The sequence below is a fragment of the Rhodococcus sp. 27YEA15 genome, from assembly GCF_049739425.1.
Classification (GTDB): domain Bacteria; phylum Actinomycetota; class Actinomycetes; order Mycobacteriales; family Mycobacteriaceae; genus Rhodococcus_F.
Window position 1 is genome coordinate 1,071,474 of the sequence record NZ_JBMHHW010000001.1, and the last position, 16,811, is coordinate 1,088,284.

Sequence of the window (16,811 nt, forward strand, 5' to 3'; positions counted from 1 at the left end):
CATCCTCTGGCGATTATGCACGTGCGCGGCGGGCCACAACCTTGCCTACTGCGACATGACACTCTCGCCATCGTCGACAGTTCTCACCGCCAGATTATTCCCCTCACGGGCCTGCGACGCATCCCATAGCCCCGAGTAGTGACCACCGGCATACCGCAGCGCGTCGTGCGAGCCGATTTCCACGATACGTCCGTCGTCGACCACGACTACCAGATCCGCTCGCGCCGCCGTGGCGAGGCGGTGCGCGACCACTACCGAGGTCCGTGTCCGCGTCACCGATCGGCTGGCATCGAGGACCATCCGTTCGGTCGCCGGATCGAGCGTCGCGGTCGCTTCGTCGAGGAGCAGCAGATCCGGATCGACCAGCTCGGCACGCGCGAGCGCGATGAGCTGGCGCTGACCGGCGGACAACCCTTGGCCACGTTCACCGACGGGATGATTCATTCCCCCGCTCATCGCGGCCACGGATCGGAGGGCACCTACGGCGCGTGCTGCGTTCTCGATCTCGTCCCGTGACGCTTCCGGACGGCCGAACGCGATGTTCTCGGCTACCGTTCCGCTGAACAGGTGCGCCTCCTGCGGCACGACACCCAGGCGCCTGCGGTACTGGGCGAGCGGATAACTCCTGATGTCGACGGAGTCCACGTCCACCGAACCCGAGGTCGGGTCGTAGAACCGGGCCAGGAGCTTGACCACCGTCGACTTGCCTGCGCCGGTGCGACCCACCAGAGCGACCGTCGTCCCGGCCGGAATGTGGAGGTCGAAATCGGTGAGGGCATCGGACTCGGCCCCGCTGTAGCGGAACCCGACGTCGTCGAGGTGTACATCGCCGCGCAACCGACCGGCGATCTCGACGGTCGAGGATTCGGGCGCGGTTTCGATGGAGCTGCGGGTGCGCAGTAGATCACCGATACGGACGAGGCCGACGCTCGCCTGTTGATAACCGTCGAACACCTGGGAGAGTTGTTGGATCGGTCCGAACAGCAACCCGAGGTAGAGGACGAACGCGATCAACACGCCGGACGACGTGGACCCGGTAGCCACCTGGTGAGCTCCCACGAACACGACGGCCGCCAGTGCGATGTCCGAGAGGAACGAGATGAACGGAAAGTACAACGAAATGGCGCGCTGCGAGCGCAACCGCGATCGGCGGTAGCTTTCGGCGCGCTCGGCGAACTTGCGGGCGGCGCTCGCCTCGCGTCGATACGCCTGCGCGGCCCGCAGGCCGGCGATGTTCTCCTGGAAATCGGCGTTCACGATCGAGATCCGCTCACGGGACTGGCTGTAGGCCACCGACGAGATCTTCCGGAACACCACCGTGGCGACGATCAGCGGCGGGATCACGGCAAGAACCACCAGGCCGAGCGTCAGGTCGGTCGCAACGAGCGCGACGGAGATGCCGACAACGGTCAACACGCTCACGATCGCCGTGGACATTCCCGTCTGGATGAACGTCGACAAGGCATCGACGTCCGTGGTCATCCGGGTCATGATGCGGCCGGACAACTCGCGTTCGTAGTAATCCAGACCCAGCCGCTGCAGGTGGGAATAGCTGCGCACTCGGAGGCCGAACAACACCCGTTCGCCGGCTCGCGCCGTCAGCACGGTCATGTACGCGACGATCAGCCAGTCGGCGACCACCAGTGCGACACCCAAGGCGGTGGCGAGCCACAACGTGCCGGAATCCGCGGTGGTCACTCCGTGGTCGATGGCGAAGCGAACGAGAGACGGGAACGCGATGGTGGCCGCGGAGTCCAAGGCCAATGCCGCGACGACGGCGAGTAGTAGCCAACGAACGGGTCGCAGGATTCCGCGAAGCGAGAAGGATGTGTCGAACGTCCGCAGGGCGGCCCCGTCGACACCGGGGCTTTCGTCGGCCGGGGGTAGAGCGTCGACCGCTGCCCGCAAGGTGGGTGTCACTGCCAGTCCGCCGACGGCACCGGCGCCGGACGGGGAGTTCGCGTTGCCGATCGACTTCGTCCGGACATCGGTGTCGGCGACGGACGGCCACAACTGTTCGCTCTCGGGTTCGTCGCCGACGTCGAGCGGATCGAGCGCCTCGTCCGATTCGGTACCCGCGACGTCGAACAGTGCGCGAAAGAGCGGACATCGCTCGTCCAACTCCTCCACCGTGCCGGTGTCGATGATCCGGCCGGCGTCCAGCACCGCCACTCGATCGGCCAGTGTCAACGTCGAGCGCCGATGCGCGAGGATGAGGGTGCTCTGTCGGCGTCTGGCCCGGAAGGCATCGAAGATCGCGGCCTCGGTGGCAGCGTCGACGGCCGAGGTCGCGTCGTCGAGCACCAGGATTCGCGGATCGACGAGGAGTGCGCGGGCCAGTGCGATGCGTTGTCGTTGACCACCGGAGAGCGTCAGCCCGCGTTCACCGACGACGGTGTCGTAGCCGTCGGGCAGGTCGGCGATGAACCTGTCGGCCTGGGCCGAAGTGGCGGCTGCTCGGATGTCGTCCTCGGTGGCGTCCTCGCGCCCGAGTGCGATGTTCGCGGCGATCGTGTCCGAGAACAGGAACGGTTCGTCGAACACCAGACTGACGGCGTCGCGCAGATCCTCACTCCGTAGACGGTCGACCGGATAGCGGGCGTCGGCGGAGTCTACGGTCACCGTTCCGGCTGTGGGGGCGTAGAACCGGGGGATCAGCAGCGAGAGAGCGGTCTTGCCCGACGCGGCGGGTCCCACCACGGCCACGGTCTCGCCGGGTTCGATCCTCAGGTCGAGCCCGTCGAGCACCGGTCGTTCGGATTCGAATCCGAAGGTCACGTTCTCGAACGTGATGCCGAGTGGGCCGTCGGGGAGGTCGATCGGGTCTGTCGGCTCGTCGATCTCGGGCCGGGTGTCGACGACGTCGTAGACGCGTTCGACGGCGGCTCGCGCGAGCTGTCCCATCACGACCACCGAGGCCAGGGTTCTGGTCACGCCGGTCATGGTGACGATGTAGGTGGCGAAGGCCAGGAACGTTCCGATACTGATGCGGTCGTGCAGCGCGAGATAGCCGCCGACGGCGATCACCCCGACCTGCCCGAGTTGCGGTAGCGCAGCCATCGTCGGCGTGAAACGGGAGTTGATCCAGGCGGCTCGCAGACGTTCTGCGTAGAGCGTCCGGCTGTGGGTTTCGAGCCGGTCGACGGCCCGGTCCTCCTGCCCGAAGCCCTTCACGACGCGGACGCCTGTCACGGTTTCCTCGACGTGCTGAGCGAGGTCGGCGGCACGTTGCTGCGCCGACCAGGTGGCCGCGAACAGTTTGGGCCGCATCACGTACACGAGCAACCCCACGGCGGGGATGACGGTCAGGGCGACCAGTGTCAGAAGTGGTGAGAGCCAGGCCATGACGACGACCGCCAGAACGAATTGCAGTAGCGCCCCGGCGGAGAGCGGTGCCATCGCCAACAGGCCTTGGACGAGTTGGAGGTCCGAGATGGAGCGGGAGACGACCTGGCCGGTGCGGATCTGGTCCTGGCCGCGGCCGTCGAGTCGTTGAAGTGACGCGAGCAGCGCGAGCCGCAGGTCGTGTTGCACGTGCAGTGACAGACGCCCGGCGAGCATTCGGCGGCCGTACTGGCAGGCGAAGCGGACCACGGCCAGGGCGGCGATCGCCGATGCGACGACGGTGATGACCTGGCCGGGGTTCTCCTGGCCCGCGGCGTCGAGCGCATAGCGCGTCAGAAGCGGGAACGAGATGTCGATGATCGCGGCGATCGCGGTCACCGTGAGCGCGCCGACGGCGATTCGTCGGTGCTGCCAGCAGGCGCGTAGCAGACGGCGGATCCACCCGGGTGTGGAGTTGATCGTATTCATCGCGATCCACGGTAGACCTGGGTGCGGACACGGCCGGGTCGGCCTGGGTTGGTGGGCCGGGTCGGCCTGGGTTGGCGGGCCGGGTCGGCCTGGGCTGGTGGGCCGGGTCGGCCTGGGTTGGCGGGCCGCAGTTCAGCGGATGTCGCGAGTGCGGGTGCGCAGCCATCCCGATCCGCAGACAGCCACGGCCCAGACGACGAGGATCATCGGTGCGGCCGGCCATGGCGCGAATCCGCCGAGGTCGATCGACGGGGCCGCGTTGACGACCGTCCCGACGGCAGCCGACACGGGGAGGGCGGTGCCGAGCTGATTCTGGTCGACGACCGACAAGACGGCGCGGATCAACCACTCGCCGAGCGTGAACCACAAGACGACCGCCAGGGATCCGGCCGTCGGCGAACCGGTGAGCAAACCCGCGCCTGCTCCCAGCAGTGCCCAGGCCACGCAGGCCAGGATTCCGGCACCGCTGATCGCGAACAGGTCTGCGGTGAAGGTGAAGTCCTTGCTGAACAGCATCATCGAACCGATACCGGCGATTTCGACGACGAGGGCGTATCCGACGGCGAAGACGGCGATGGTGCCCAGTTTCGCCGCGAGTACCGCGTCCCGACTGCGCGCGGTGACGAAGGTTGTCGGGAGAGTTCGATGCGCGAACTCCGATCCGGCTGTCACGGCACCGAAGACGGCGGCGAAGATCGACACGAGGGCGTTCGAGACCCCGAGACCGATTCCGGCGGAAGCGAGGGTCACGTCGAATGTGGCGCCGGAGCCGTCCGCGACTGCGCCGACGATCGGGCGAGTGAGTGCAGCAGCGATCAGCGCGACGGCGACGGGGGCGATCCCGAGTGCCCACCAGTAACGCAAGGTGAGTACTTTCTCGATTTCGGCGCGGACGAGTGTCGTCATCGTCGGCCACCTGACGGTCCGTAGGCGGCCGGTCCGAAGTATCCGGTGTCGGGGGTCCGCGGACGTTCCGGTACTCGCGAATGCTGTCCGGTGGTCATCGTCAGGAACAGGTGTTCGAGATCGGCTTTCTCGTCGGTGATTTCGAAGATCGTGACGCCGGCCGCGGCCGCTACCGGGAGCAGTCCGTTCACGTCGGTTCCGCCGATCGCCAGGCGTCCGTCGGGTGTGGCGACCGCGTCGACGATGCCACGGGCTGCCAATGCTGTCGCGAGGAGAGGCGGGTTGGAGCATGCGACGAGGAGGCGACTGTGCCTGGAGCGCCGAAGGTCGTTCATCGACCCCTGATAGACGAGGGTGCCTGCACTGATCATGACGACGTTGTCGACGATAGTGTCCACCTCACGCGGTGCTCGACTCGAGATCAGCACGGTACGTCCGGAATCTGCGAAGGTGCGCAGGAACCGGCGGAGCCACGTCAGCTCCACGTGATCCAGTCCGTGGGTAGGTTCGTCGAGGACGAGGATGTCTGGATCGCCCAACATTGCCGTGGCCAGCGCGAGACGTCGATGCATACCCGGCGAGAAGGTTGCGCTCCTGTGGGCTCCGGCCGACGCCAGACCGACCATCGCGAGAACGTGTCGGGCGCGTCCGGGCGGCATTCCGATGGCGGTGGCATAGATCTGGAGATGATCGAGTGCCGTTCGGCGGGGGTGGGTTCCGGCGCTGTCGAGTACTGCTCCGACGGTGCGGGCGGGCGAGCGCAGTGCGCGGATCGAACTTCCTGCCACGGTGGCCGAACCGGAGGTGGGAGTGGTCAAACCGAGCACGATCTCGAGTATCGTGGTCTTGCCTGCGCCGACGGGGCCCAGTAGGACCGTGACAGATCCGGCCGGGACGTCGAAGCTGAGGTCGTCGACGACGTCGGTTGTGCCGAACGTTTTGCTCAACCCGCGAACCTCGATCGGCGCGGCGGGAGTGGGCACCGAGAACTGGCCGGATACGGACGGTGTCAAGTGTGCTCCCGATTCGTCAGGCCCGTGCTTCGGAAGGGCCGTGCGTTGGTGATCGAGCCTACTTCGGGCCGGCGATCCGGCGCCGCGCCGCCTCGATCTCGGGGTCGGCCTGCGCCTGGGTGACGACGAGGTGGTCGGTCCAGCGTTGCGGCGGCGGGCCGAAGGCGTCGCGAGCGTTACGGATGACGCCTTTGCCGATCGCTCGGTTTCCGGCGCCGCCGATCACTGCCCCGATTCCGGCCGGAACCAGTTTGCCGAGAATCAAGGCGCTGCGTCTGGCTGCGTACTTGGTGACGAATTTGCGGACCAGCGAGCTGTTCATTCCGCGCAGGGTGGGTCCGGGAATTTTACTGGTGATCGCTCGGCCCCAGTTCTTCGCGGTGATGCCGGTGGCTTTCTGCACTATTTCCATTCCGGATTCACCGAGGGCGACCGAGAGCACGAGGGCGCGTCGTTGCTGGTGATCGTCGACGGAAATGCCGTGTACCGAGGCAATCGCCAGCGTCAGAAGGGCAGACGCTTCGAGGAAGAAGGCCGATTCGGCTCCCACTGCGGCGATCGAGGCGAACGTTCCGACTCCGGGAACAGCGGCGGTGGCCCCCACCGCGCCGCCGCTGCCGGTCACGACGGTGATGAACCTGTTCTCCATTCGCGCGATGATCTGTGCCGGTGACTCTTCCGGATGCGCCTTGCGGACGCGGCTCACGTACTTCGCCACAGCGGGCGCTTGGAGCCGACTGCCGTTGTCGAGTACGGACACCAAGATGTTCTCGATCCGCCCGCCGTTGTCTTTCGTCAACTCACCCATTGCCGCCCCTCCACCGGTGCCCACCTCCGAGGGGAGTTGGGCCGTGAGCACAGAATAGGTGAATCGAGGTCGACGGGTACCGATCCGTCGGTCCGATCACCAGGACGGGGCGACGTGAACTCGGAGTCGGATGCCGAGTGTGTCCACATTCTCGTGTCGTGCCAGTGTTGCTGCGGCGGCGGTGCCGCGGTTCACGCGTAGCTGCGGGACGAGTCCGGCGTCGAGTGCGTCCTCGGCGGCGAGAAGTGTTACCTGACCGCCGATTCCGCGGTGTCGCTCGGCTGGTGCGGTGAGAGTTCTGAGGTCGGCGAGAAGTCCGCGGAACTCGGTGTATCCAGCGCTGCTGATCGGTTGACGGTCGTCGGTGAGTGCGGTGAACCACCGGTCCCGATGTTCGATGTCCGCTTCGGCCCGGTCGTCAGGCGGGCAGAGTGTCGCCAGTGACATCGCGTCGTCTCGTTCGTGGGAGATCAGGAGACGTTCGGCGGGTGTGGTGTCGGTGTAGTCGGAGAGAAACGCCAGGTCGACGTGGCTGATGATTCGGCCGCCGTGATCGTGGGTGTGCTCGAGCACGGTCGCCGGAAGCTGTAGATCTTTCGCGTCGAGGTGAGCCGTTCTTTCCAGGAACCACTGTGGGCCGACGACTGCTCGAGCTCCGGCGATGTCGATCACTTCGATGACGTCGGCGACTGCGCGGGTGATCTGTGCGGGCTGAAGTGCGAGGTCGTCGAGGCCGAGTTCTCGCGCCCAGGCCAGTCGGATGATGTCGATGTGATGGTCGTCCACTCGGCACACGGTAGTCGGCGTCCGGGTTGCGGCGGATGACGGGCAGTCGTATATTCCGTGTGGACTATTTCAGTTGGACTATTGAAAAAAGGGGGGTTGGATGTCCGGGATTTCTCTGACGCCCCTCGCGATCACGATCCTGGGTCTGCTGTCCGAGCGGCCCATGCATCCGTACGAGATGTATCAGCTCGCCTCGGTCCGGCGAAACGATCAACTGGCGAAGATCAAACCCGGATCCCTCTATCACACGGTTTCCCGCCTCGAGAAACAGGAATTGCTGATCTCGATCGGTACCGACCGGGAGGGTAACCGGCCGGAGCGTACGACGTACGAGATCACGTCGGCCGGTCGTGCGGCACTCGAACATCAGATTCGGGAGATGTTGGCGGTTCCGGTACGCGAATACCCTCGACTTCCCTTGGCGCTCGCCGAGATGCACAATCTGACGGCGGCGACCGCGTGTGCGATGTTGCGCACCCGAATCGAACTGCTCGGGAAGGCGATCGCGGAGTTGGAAGCCGATCGTGGGTCCATGACTGCAGAAGAAAAACCGCGCATATTCACGGTGGGCACCGACTACGTCCACGCGATCACCGTCGCCGAGCGAGATTGGCTCGAGGCCTTGGTCCACGATATCGAGGGTGGCGAAATGCCCTGGCTCTCACAAGAACTCCTCGACCGGATGGCATCTACTGCCATGCCGGTTACACAGACTAAGGACTGAGATGGACAAGCAAGTCAATCCCTGGCATGCGCTCTGGGCGCTGTGCGTGGGGTTCTTCATGATCTTGGTGGACAGCACCATCGTCGCGGTGGCCAATCCCGCGATCATGGAGGACCTGGGCACCGATATCAACAAGGTCGTCTGGGTCACCAGCGCCTATCTACTCGCGTATGCGGTTCCGCTGTTGGTAACCGGCAGGCTCGGTGACCGGTTCGGCCCCAAGAACGTCTACATGATCGGTTTGGTCCTCTTCACCGCGGCGTCGTTGTGGTGCGGCTTGTCCGGCAACATCGAGATTCTCATCGTCGCCCGCGTCCTGCAAGGATTCGGTGCCGCTTTGATGACGCCGCAGACGATGGCGGTCATCACGCGGACGTTCGCCCCCGACAAGCGCGGTGCCGCAATGGGTCTGTGGGGCGCGGTCGCCGGCGTCGCCACGCTGGTCGGCCCGCTCGCCGGTGGTGTTCTGGTCGACTCCCTCGGTTGGCAGTGGATCTTCATCGTCAACGTCCCGGTGGGCGTCGTCGCGTTCGTTCTCGCGTGGCGGCTGGTGCCGTCGTTGCCGACAAGTGAGCATCGATTCGACATCCCCGGTGTTCTCCTGAGCGCTGTCGGTATGTTCCTGTTGGTCTTCGGAATTCAGGAGGGCAGCACCTACGATTGGAACGGATTCGTCTGGGGCTTGATCGTCGCGGGTATCGTGGTCTTGGCGGTGTTCGCTTTCTACCAGTCGCGCAACAAGAACGAACCGCTGTTGCCGTTGGGATTGTTCAAGGACCGCAACTTCTCTCTCGCCAACATCGCGATCACGGCCATGGGCTTCGGTATCACCGCGATGGTTCTGCCGTTGATGTTCTACGCCCAGGCAGTACGCGGGCTCTCGCCGACCGGTGCAGCTCTTCTCATGGTGCCGATGGCGGTGTTCACCGGTATCTTCGCGCCGATCATCGGCAGGCAGGTCGACACGACACACCCGCGGTACATCGCAGGCAGTGGATTCCTTCTCTACGCCGTCGCTCTCGGCTGGCTTTCGCTGATCATGACCCCGGACGTGGCAATCTGGAAACTCCTGTTGCCGATCGCGTTGATCGGCTTCGCGAACGCGTGCATCTGGTCTCCGCTCGCGGCGACCGCAACGCACAATCTCCCGCCTCGTCAGGCCGGCGCCGGCGCCGGCGTCTACAACACGACCCGTCAGATCGGCGCGGTTCTCGGTAGTGCGGCGATGGGCGCGTTCATCACGTCCCGGTTGACGGCTCAGGGTCTCAGTGCCGGTGGGGCGGAAAGTCAGTTGGGGGATCTGCCCGAAGTCGTTCGCGAGCCGTTCAGCACTGCCATGGCGGAGACGATCTGGCTGCCCGCGGTGGTCCTGCTGATCGGGTTCGTGGCCTCTGCGTGCTTCAAGCAGCCCAACCGCGCCGGCGCCGGCGCGCCCGCCGAAGCTGCAGAAGTGGATGCGTCAGTACGTTCGTGAGGGCACGACGACGATGACGACGGGGGCCGCGATCGACGTCGTGGCCTCCGTTCGGCGGCTGACAGTGTGTGGCAGTGTGATTTCCATGACTTCACCGGATTCGCAGACTTCACCGCAACCGCATCCCACTCGACTCGAACGTGTCGTCACGGCAGGCGGTGCGGAGGTGGCGGTATTGACCTTCGAGCATGGGCCGCTGAATCTCTTCGACCAGTCCATGTTCGACGCCGTGACCGCTGACGTGGATGCGCTGACCCTCGATCCGCCCCGTGCGGTGCTGCTGAGAGCCGAGGGCAAGGTCAACTCGGCCGGGGTGGATGTGCACGTGTTCGACGGGCTCGATCCGGAACAGGCCGCGCAGTTGTGGCGCGAGTTGTTCGCACGAATCTGCCACCCGCTCGAGGCACTCCCGTGCCCGGTGATCTATGCCGCCCACGGACTGACCCTGACCGCGGCGTTCGAGATCTCGTTGGCCTGCGACATCATTCTCGCCTCGCCCAGGGCGAAATTCGGTCTGGTCGAGACGGTGGTCGGGTTGACGCCGTCGATGGGTGGGCCGCAGCGGCTCGCCGAGCGAGCTGGTTCGGGTCGAGCGCGTGAGCTGGTCATGACAGGGGATCTGTACGACGCCGCGACGCTGACGTCGTGGGGTGTGGTCAACGCCGTCCACGACGACGTCGACGCTGCGGCACGGGCGCTCGCCGAGCGGTTGGCCGACGGACCCACACGGGCCCATCATGCAACCAAGCAGATCATCCAGGCGTGGCGGTCGGGTGGGATCGCGCATGCCGATTCGGTGACGCCCGAGGTCTCCGGTGCCCTGTTCGATACCGACGATCTACGCGCTGCGGTGCGTAGTTTTCTCGATGTGGGACCGGGAAAAGCGGTCTACTCGGGGAAGTAGGTCGACAGATCTCCCGATCGCATACGTATTTGTGACCCACGTCATATAGTCGAGGGGTGGGGCGGCGATCGACGACGTGGAGGCACTGATGCAGCCGAGACTGGTGCAGTATCACTGTTCGCCGGAGCTACTCGGCTGTCGTGAGCTGCTCACCGATGCCGCCGTCACCCGAGCAGGTGACGGCGTCCTGCATTTTCGGCACCTCGAACCGTCGCTGTCGGAGCTACTCGACGTCGCGGTGCACCGCTTTTCCGGGCGTGTCGCGGTCGACGAGGTGAACGGCGATCAGGCCACCTTCGCGCAGCTGTGGGCGGAGGCGTCCAGGGTGGCGGGTGGATTGAAATCGCGGGGCATCGAGATCGGCGACCGGGTGGTCGTGCGGAGCCCCGCCGGGGTGCGCTGGCTCGAAGCCTGCCTCGGCGTCGTGCTGGCCGGAGGAGTCCCGGTACCGGTCGGGGTGGACGTGGACGATTCGTTTGCGGATTTCGTCATCACCGACAGTGGTTCGGTGCTGGTCCTCGACGGCGAACTTCCGCACGGAGTTCCGTTCATCGACGACGGGGCGTCGCCGGACGAGATGGCGGTGCTGGCGTATACCGTCGACCGGTCGGGGGAGGTGCTGGGTGTGGAACTCAGCAACGAGAACGTGCTTTCTGCGGTGGCGGCGTTGCTGGACTCGCGAGACTACGGATTCGACGGTGTGCGCAATCTGGTGGTGGACCACGAGTTCAGTTCGGTCCGGCATCTGGTGCACATTCTGGCCACGATGGTAGTCGGTGGAACCGTCGTCGTCGCCGGTGACTACTGGCGTGAGTACGTGCACACGGTCGACGTGGTGACGGGGCGACCGGAAGATCTCTTGGCGCCGCGGCTACTGAGTCTGGGTCCGGCGGCGCGCGCTGCCGCGCGCTCGGTGCGGTGGGTCGATTGCAGCGGTTCGCCGATGAGCGCCGAGCAGGAGTCGAAGCTCCTGGCGGTGTTCCCGGCAGCCAGGCAGGTGATCGGTTGGGGAAAGACCGAGACCTGCGGTGCGGGCCTGGTGTTACCGACCGAATCGGCGGCCACGCATCTGGGGAGCGTCGGAATTGCTTACGGCGGTATGGAAGTCGCGCTGTTCGGGCCGGATGCCCCGGACGGCTTCGGCGAGTTGTGGTGCCGAGGTCCCAGCGTTGCACGTCGGTACTGGAACCTGCCGGAGGTGAGTCGATCGCGGTTCACACAGGGATGGTTCTGCACTCACGACACCGCCAGGATCGACGCCGATGGCTTCGTCCGTATTGTCGAGCGCAACGCCGCGTAGCCGCGCGGCCCGGCGTCGACAAGCGAGAGGGACATTCATGGCAGACGAGGTTCTCACCGACAGGCGTGGGCGAACACTGATCATCACGATCAATCGTCCACAGGCACGCAATGCGATCAATTCGGCGGTCAGTCACGGACTGGCTGCGGCGGTCGACGAACTCGACAACTCCGACGATCTGTCGGTTGCGGTTCTCACCGGAGCGGGTGGAACATTCTGTGCCGGCATGGATCTCAAGGCATTCGTTGCCGGTGAGAACGTCATGGTGCCGGGACGAGGCCTCGGATTCACCGAGGCGCCGCCGCGGAAGCCGATCATCTCCGCGGTGGAGGGGTTTGCGCTGGCAGGAGGAACGGAACTGGTGTTGGCCACCGATCTGGTGGTGGCGTCGAGCGAGGCGAAGTTCGGTATCCCCGAAGTCAAGCGTGGCCTGGTGGCAGGGGCCGGTGGACTGCTCCGGCTCCCCAAGCGGATTCCGTACCAGAAGGCACTCGAACTGGCTTTGACCGGTGAGCATTTCACGGCGCAGGAGGCGCACGGCTACGGTTTCGTCAATACTTTGACCGAACCGGGCAAAGCGCTCGAGGGTGCGCTCGATCTGGCCGACCGCATCACCGCCAACGGTCCGCTGGCGGTGGCAGCCACCAAGGAGATCATCGTCAAGGGTGGTCAGTGGTCTGCAGACGAGGCCTTCGCCAAGCAGTTGGAGGTGATGGGCCCGATCTTCGTCTCGGAGGATGCGCGCGAGGGTGCCACGGCGTTCGCCGAAAAGCGGGCTCCGGTCTGGAAGGGACGGTAACAGCAGCAATGGTTGTCCCAGTTGCCGAGCTGCACATGCACATCGAAGGTTCTCTCGAGCCCGAACAGATCTACCAGCTCGCCGAGCGGAATCGGATCGACCTGCCGTACCGGGACATCGACGATCTCAGGTCACGGTACGAGTTCACCGATCTGCAGTCGTTCCTGGACCTGTACTTCGCCAACATGGCGGTGCTTCGAACGGCCGAGGATTTCGCGGACCTGACGCGGGCGTATTTCCGACGCGCTGCCGCTGCGGGTGTCGCGCATGCGGAGTTCTTCTTCAATCCGCAGGCGCATGTCGCTCGTGGTGTGCCGCTGTCCGCGGTGCTCGAGGGCATCATGGACGCGGTCTCCACCAGTGAGCGGGAGTTCTCGATCAGCAGTGCGGCCATCGCGGCGGTTCTGCGTGATCAACCTGTTCGCGGCGCTGAGGAGATGCTGGCGGAGATCATCCGGTTGCAGGCCCCGATCGTCGGACTCGGTCTGGACTCGGCCGAGGTCGGTAATCCCCCTTCGTTGTTCGAGGACGTGTTCGCGCGGGCGCGGGCCGAGGGACTGCACGTGGTTGCACATGCGGGGGAGGAGGGTCCACCCGAATACATCTGGCAGGCACTCGATCTCCTCGGTGCCGAGCGGATCGACCACGGTGTCCGGGCACTCGAGGACCCCGCGCTGGTCCAGCGCCTCGTCGACGAGGAGATCCCACTGACGGTGTGCCCGTTGTCGAATGTCCGTCTGCGGGTGTTCGACACGTTGTCCGAGCACCCGTTGCGGTCGATGTTGGAGCTCGGCTTGATCGTGACGGTCAACTCTGACGATCCGGCGTACTTCGGTGGGTATGTCGACGACAACTTCGCCGGACTCGAGAAAGAGCTCGGCCTGACCGAGTCGGAGCGGGACGTACTTGCCCGGAACTCGATCAAGGCCTCGTTCGCCAGTTCGGCGCGCAAGGCGGAGCTGTTGCGGTGATCAGGCTCCGAGGACCTGTGTGAGGTAGTCGTTGCCGAACGTGCGGTTTGCATCGTATGTGTCTCGGACGGAGATGAATTCGTCGAGTGCGGGATAGGCGGGACGAAGGTCGTCGACGGTACGGTTGTGCATCTTCCCCCAGTGCGGCCTACCGTCGACGGCTTTGGCGATGGATTCGAATGCGGCGAAGTACGCGGCCTCTGGACGCCGGTGGTACTGGTGTACCGCGATGTAGGCGGTGTCGCGGCCGTACGCTGTGGACAGCCAGACGTCGTCGGCGGCGGCGAACCGCACTTCGACGGGGAATCCGATGGTCGTCTCGGATGTGCTCAGCCAGCGGCCGATCTCGTGAAGGATGTCCGTCACGTGTTCGGCGGGGACGGCGTACTCCATCTCCTTGAACTTGACTCGGCGGGGCGAGGCGAAGACGCGGTAGCTGCGGTCGGTGAATTCGCGTGCACCCAGAAGCCTGGCCGAGATCCGGTTGAAGAGAGGAATGGTGGTCGGTGCGAGGGTGGTGACGCGATTGACGCCTTCGAACAGTGTGTTGGAGAGAAGTTCGTCGTCGACGAATGCCCGAACCTTGCCGATCGGGGCGACGGCGGCATCACCGGGCAGGCGCGTGTTGCGTTTGGTGAGTACACGATCAGTGTGAGGGAACCAGAAGAATTCGAAGTGGTCGATTGCCCGACGGTCGTCTTCGATGGTCTCGAGCACGTTGGTCAGCGTGTCGGGTGCTTCGCAGGCTCGCAGGGTGAATCGCGGAACACAGTCGACGGTGATGGCGGCGATGACTCCGAGCGCGCCGAGACCGAGCCGCCCGGCCTCGAAGAGTTCGGGGTTCTTCTCGGGTGAACAGTGCGCGAGCGTCCCGTCGGCCAGGACGATGTCGAAGCCGCGGATTTGGGCGGCGATGCCGGGGAAGTGGGATCCGGTGCCATGAGTGCCGGTGGCGGTGGCGCCGGCCAGGGACTGCACGTCGATGTCACCGAGGTTCGCCAGTGCATAGCCCTGCTCCCACAGGGCTTCGTTGAGGGCGTTCAAACCGGGTGCCGGCCAGGACGGTGACGAGCGCGCCGTTCGGGTGCGGGTCGACGGCGACGATGCCGCTCAGATTGTCGAGGCTGATCATGACTCCGTCGGTGGCGGCGACTGCGGTGAAGGAGTGTCCGGCCCCGACCGCTTTGACGCGTTGTCCGCGCGCGCTTGCCTTGGCGACGACGGCAGCCAGTTCAGGTGTGTCCCTGGGCGTCGCGAAGTAGCGCGGCGCGGCGCTGTAGGTGCCTGCCCAGTTCTGCCAAGTGTCCGACGCCATGATGCAATCATGTACTTGGACGTACGTCCAAGCAAGTGTTCAGGCAAGTATTGCGCAAATATCGTCGGTCCGCGCTCTACGATCATTGGATGCTGAACAGGCTTCCGGCGGACGAGCGCCGAACACAATTGGTGGAGTCCGCGTTGTCGATAGCCGAACAGCGGGGCGTCAGTTCGGTCACGGTCCGTGCCGTTGCGGAGGAGGCCGGTGTGTCGCTCGGCGTCGTCCACTACTGCTTCGAGAGCAAGGAAGCGTTGATCGCGGCGATGGGGGAGACACTCATCCTCCAATTGAGCGAATCGATGCAATTTGCATTCTCCCAGGTCAGGAGTGCCCCTGATCTGAGCGGGCCGCAGGGACTCAAGGAATTGCTCCACATCGGTCTGACCGGAATGTGGCCGACGATCGAGGCGACCCCCGACCGTCAACTGCTGACGTACGAGATCACCGCACAAGCCCTGCGCAGCCGCAACCTCGGTGCCGAGCGGGCCGGGGCCGTTGCGTTCGACCAGTACCGCATCATGGACGAGCTGGCAAAATCCTTCCTGTCCGAATGTGCCGAGATTTCCGGAATGGTGTGGTCGGAATCGCTGGAATCGTTGGCGCGGTTGAGTTTGGCTCTCATCGACGGACTGGTGCTCCGGTGGCTGGTCGATCGCGATTCGGACGCCACCATCGCGGAATTCGGCGAGATGGTGCAGATCATCGCGGCCAAAGCGGTCGTAGCCCCGGTGTAGTGGCGGACCGTCTCTGGACAATCGTCCAGTTCTGATGTTTGACTTGCGGCACGCCTCGACGACAGGACGATACGACGTGCTGGACACTCTGGACCGACTCAACGCGGCTACCGAGGGGATCGACCCGCCGCTTGCTGTCGTCGATCTCACCACCCTCCGAAAGAACGCGACGGATTTGCTGCGACGCGCTGGTGGAACCCCGATACGAGTGGCCAGCAAATCCGTTCGGTGCCGAGCAGTTCTGGCCGAAACCCTCGGCGACACGCTCACGGAGTCGGACGGCTTTCGCGGCATCATGGCATATTCCCTCCGTGAAGCGCTGTGGTTGGTCGGGCTCGGAGCCCGCGACATCCTGATGGGCTATCCCACGGTCGATCGAGAAGCACTCGCCCAGCTCGCAGTCGACGAGGTGGCTCTCGCGTCGATCACGTTGATGATCGACGACCAAGCGCAGCTCGACTTCGTGCGGGCCGCCACGTCGGGCGCTGCGCCCTTCCGCATCTGTCTCGACGTGGATGCCTCCCTGCGAATCGGCCCGATCCATCTCGGGGTCAGGCGCTCGCCGCTGCGCGATCCTGCCGCAGTGGCCGCGCTGGCCGCCACCGCGCGTCGTCGAGGCTTCGCGGTAGTGGGGGTGATGTTCTACGAGGCGCAGATTGCCGGGCTTCCCGACACCAGCGTCCCGGTCGGGTGGGTCAAGCGTGCATCGACCCGTGACCTGGCGGGCAGGCGCGGCGCGGTGGTCGCGGCAGTCGGCGATGCCGTCGGCCCCCTGCAGATAGTCAACAGCGGTGGAACCGGATCTCTGGAAATCAGTTCTGCTGATCCCGTCGTCACCGAGGTGACTGCCGGATCTGGGCTCTACGTTCCCACGCTTTTCGACCGGTATCGCGCATTCCGACCCGATCCGGCACTGTTTTTCGCACTGCCGGCAGTACGTAAACCGGCGCCGAAGATCACCACACTCTTCGGCGGCGGCTACATCGCGTCGGGTCCGGCGGGCAGCAGCAGAGTGCCGCTGCCGGTCCGGCCGCGTGGACTGGGTCTGTTGCGCAACGAGGGCGCGGGCGAAGTCCAGACCCCGGTGACCGGTCGCGCTGCCGGAGATATCGCCGTCGGCGACCGGGTGTGGTTTCGCCACGCGAAAGCCGGTGAGCTGTGTGAGCGTTTCGACCGTGTCCACCTGGTCGGGGCCGACGGGTCCGGCACCGCGGTGCCTACCTACCGCGGTGAAGGTCAGTGCTTCGGTTGAGGCGGGCCC

At 65.2% G+C, this 16,811-nt stretch carries 13 protein-coding genes and 1 pseudogene; 8 read left to right on the forward strand and 6 right to left on the reverse strand.

The features are described from left to right. Window positions 1-45 precede the first annotated feature (45 nt). From ABH922_RS05055 to ABH922_RS05075, 5 genes are all read right to left on the reverse strand, one after another. On the reverse strand, window positions 46-3,813 hold the full coding sequence (locus ABH922_RS05055; protein WP_424805890.1) for an ABC transporter ATP-binding protein: 3,768 nt from the start codon (window positions 3,811-3,813) through the stop codon (window positions 46-48). A 132-nt stretch (window positions 3,814-3,945) separates the two neighbouring features. Then, the gene (locus tag ABH922_RS05060; protein WP_424805891.1) at window positions 3,946-4,719 is read right to left on the reverse strand and encodes an ABC transporter permease; all 774 of its coding nucleotides are present in this window, start codon (window positions 4,717-4,719) and stop codon (window positions 3,946-3,948) included. After that, a complete protein-coding gene (locus ABH922_RS05065; RefSeq protein ID WP_424805892.1) occupies window positions 4,716-5,732 on the reverse strand; it encodes an ABC transporter ATP-binding protein in 1,017 nt (338 codons plus the stop codon). The genes ABH922_RS05060 and ABH922_RS05065 overlap by 4 nt, the downstream gene beginning before the upstream one ends. 58 nt (window positions 5,733-5,790) lie before the next feature. Then, window positions 5,791-6,540: a hypothetical protein gene (locus ABH922_RS05070; RefSeq protein ID WP_424805893.1), complete on the reverse strand. Its 750-nt coding sequence runs from the start codon at window positions 6,538-6,540 to the stop codon at window positions 5,791-5,793. Between the two features lie 96 nt (window positions 6,541-6,636). Then, window positions 6,637-7,326 carry a GNAT family acetyltransferase gene (locus ABH922_RS05075; protein ID WP_424805894.1) on the reverse strand — a complete coding sequence of 230 codons (690 nt, stop codon included), beginning with the start codon at window positions 7,324-7,326 and terminating at the stop codon, window positions 6,637-6,639. A 100-nt stretch (window positions 7,327-7,426) separates the two neighbouring features. Between ABH922_RS05075 and ABH922_RS05080 the strand changes: the two genes are divergently transcribed. The 6 genes from ABH922_RS05080 to ABH922_RS05105 all read left to right on the forward strand — a co-directional run bounded on the left by ABH922_RS05080 (window position 7,427) and on the right by ABH922_RS05105 (window position 13,498). Then, complete coding sequence (locus tag ABH922_RS05080) at window positions 7,427-8,050, forward strand: PadR family transcriptional regulator (protein WP_424805895.1); 624 nt, start codon at window positions 7,427-7,429, stop codon at window positions 8,048-8,050. A 1-nt stretch (window position 8,051) separates the two neighbouring features. Next, a complete protein-coding gene (locus tag ABH922_RS05085) occupies window positions 8,052-9,524 on the forward strand; it encodes a DHA2 family efflux MFS transporter permease subunit (protein ID WP_424805896.1) in 1,473 nt (490 codons plus the stop codon). Window positions 9,525-9,609: 85 nt separating this feature from the next. Next, entirely contained in the window at window positions 9,610-10,428 is an 819-nt protein-coding gene (locus ABH922_RS05090; protein ID WP_424805897.1) for an enoyl-CoA hydratase/isomerase family protein, read from the forward strand. An 88-nt stretch (window positions 10,429-10,516) separates the two neighbouring features. Further along, a complete protein-coding gene (locus ABH922_RS05095; protein ID WP_424805898.1) occupies window positions 10,517-11,728 on the forward strand; it encodes an AMP-binding protein in 1,212 nt (403 codons plus the stop codon). 37 nt (window positions 11,729-11,765) lie between these two features. Further along, window positions 11,766-12,527: a crotonase/enoyl-CoA hydratase family protein gene (locus ABH922_RS05100; RefSeq protein ID WP_424805899.1), complete on the forward strand. Its 762-nt coding sequence runs from the start codon at window positions 11,766-11,768 to the stop codon at window positions 12,525-12,527. Between the two features lie 8 nt (window positions 12,528-12,535). Further along, window positions 12,536-13,498, forward strand: a complete 963-nt coding sequence (locus ABH922_RS05105; RefSeq protein ID WP_424805900.1) for an adenosine deaminase — start codon at window positions 12,536-12,538, stop codon at window positions 13,496-13,498. Here the strand turns inward: ABH922_RS05105 and ABH922_RS05110 are convergent. Next, window positions 13,499-14,813 (reverse strand): annotated as a pseudogene (locus tag ABH922_RS05110) (D-arabinono-1,4-lactone oxidase). Window positions 14,814-14,902: 89 nt separating this feature from the next. Here ABH922_RS05110 and ABH922_RS05115 point away from each other — a divergent pair. Both ABH922_RS05115 and ABH922_RS05120 read left to right on the forward strand, forming a co-directional pair. Next, window positions 14,903-15,550, forward strand: a complete 648-nt coding sequence (locus tag ABH922_RS05115; protein WP_424805901.1) for a TetR/AcrR family transcriptional regulator — start codon at window positions 14,903-14,905, stop codon at window positions 15,548-15,550. A gap of 76 nt (window positions 15,551-15,626) precedes the next feature. Beyond that, entirely contained in the window at window positions 15,627-16,802 is a 1,176-nt protein-coding gene (locus ABH922_RS05120; RefSeq protein WP_424805902.1) for an amino acid deaminase/aldolase, read from the forward strand. Window positions 16,803-16,811 lie beyond the last annotated feature (9 nt).

Excerpts from the sequence above, each read along its gene's own strand:
- ABH922_RS05055 (WP_424805890.1), bottom strand. The coding sequence starts at position 3,813 with ATGAATACGATCAACTCCACACCCGGGTGGATCCGCCGTCTGCTACGC.
- ABH922_RS05115 (WP_424805901.1), top strand. The coding sequence starts at position 14,903 with ATGCTGAACAGGCTTCCGGCGGACGAGCGCCGAACACAATTGGTGGAG.
- ABH922_RS05095 (WP_424805898.1), top strand. The coding sequence starts at position 10,517 with ATGCAGCCGAGACTGGTGCAGTATCACTGTTCGCCGGAGCTACTCGGC.
- ABH922_RS05090 (WP_424805897.1), top strand. The coding sequence starts at position 9,610 with ATGACTTCACCGGATTCGCAGACTTCACCGCAACCGCATCCCACTCGA.
- ABH922_RS05100 (WP_424805899.1), top strand. The coding sequence starts at position 11,766 with ATGGCAGACGAGGTTCTCACCGACAGGCGTGGGCGAACACTGATCATC.
- ABH922_RS05060 (WP_424805891.1), bottom strand. The coding sequence starts at position 4,719 with ATGACGACACTCGTCCGCGCCGAAATCGAGAAAGTACTCACCTTGCGT.
- ABH922_RS05070 (WP_424805893.1), bottom strand. The coding sequence starts at position 6,540 with ATGGGTGAGTTGACGAAAGACAACGGCGGGCGGATCGAGAACATCTTG.
- ABH922_RS05105 (WP_424805900.1), top strand. The coding sequence starts at position 12,536 with ATGGTTGTCCCAGTTGCCGAGCTGCACATGCACATCGAAGGTTCTCTC.
- ABH922_RS05085 (WP_424805896.1), top strand. The coding sequence starts at position 8,052 with ATGGACAAGCAAGTCAATCCCTGGCATGCGCTCTGGGCGCTGTGCGTG.
- ABH922_RS05080 (WP_424805895.1), top strand. The coding sequence starts at position 7,427 with ATGTCCGGGATTTCTCTGACGCCCCTCGCGATCACGATCCTGGGTCTG.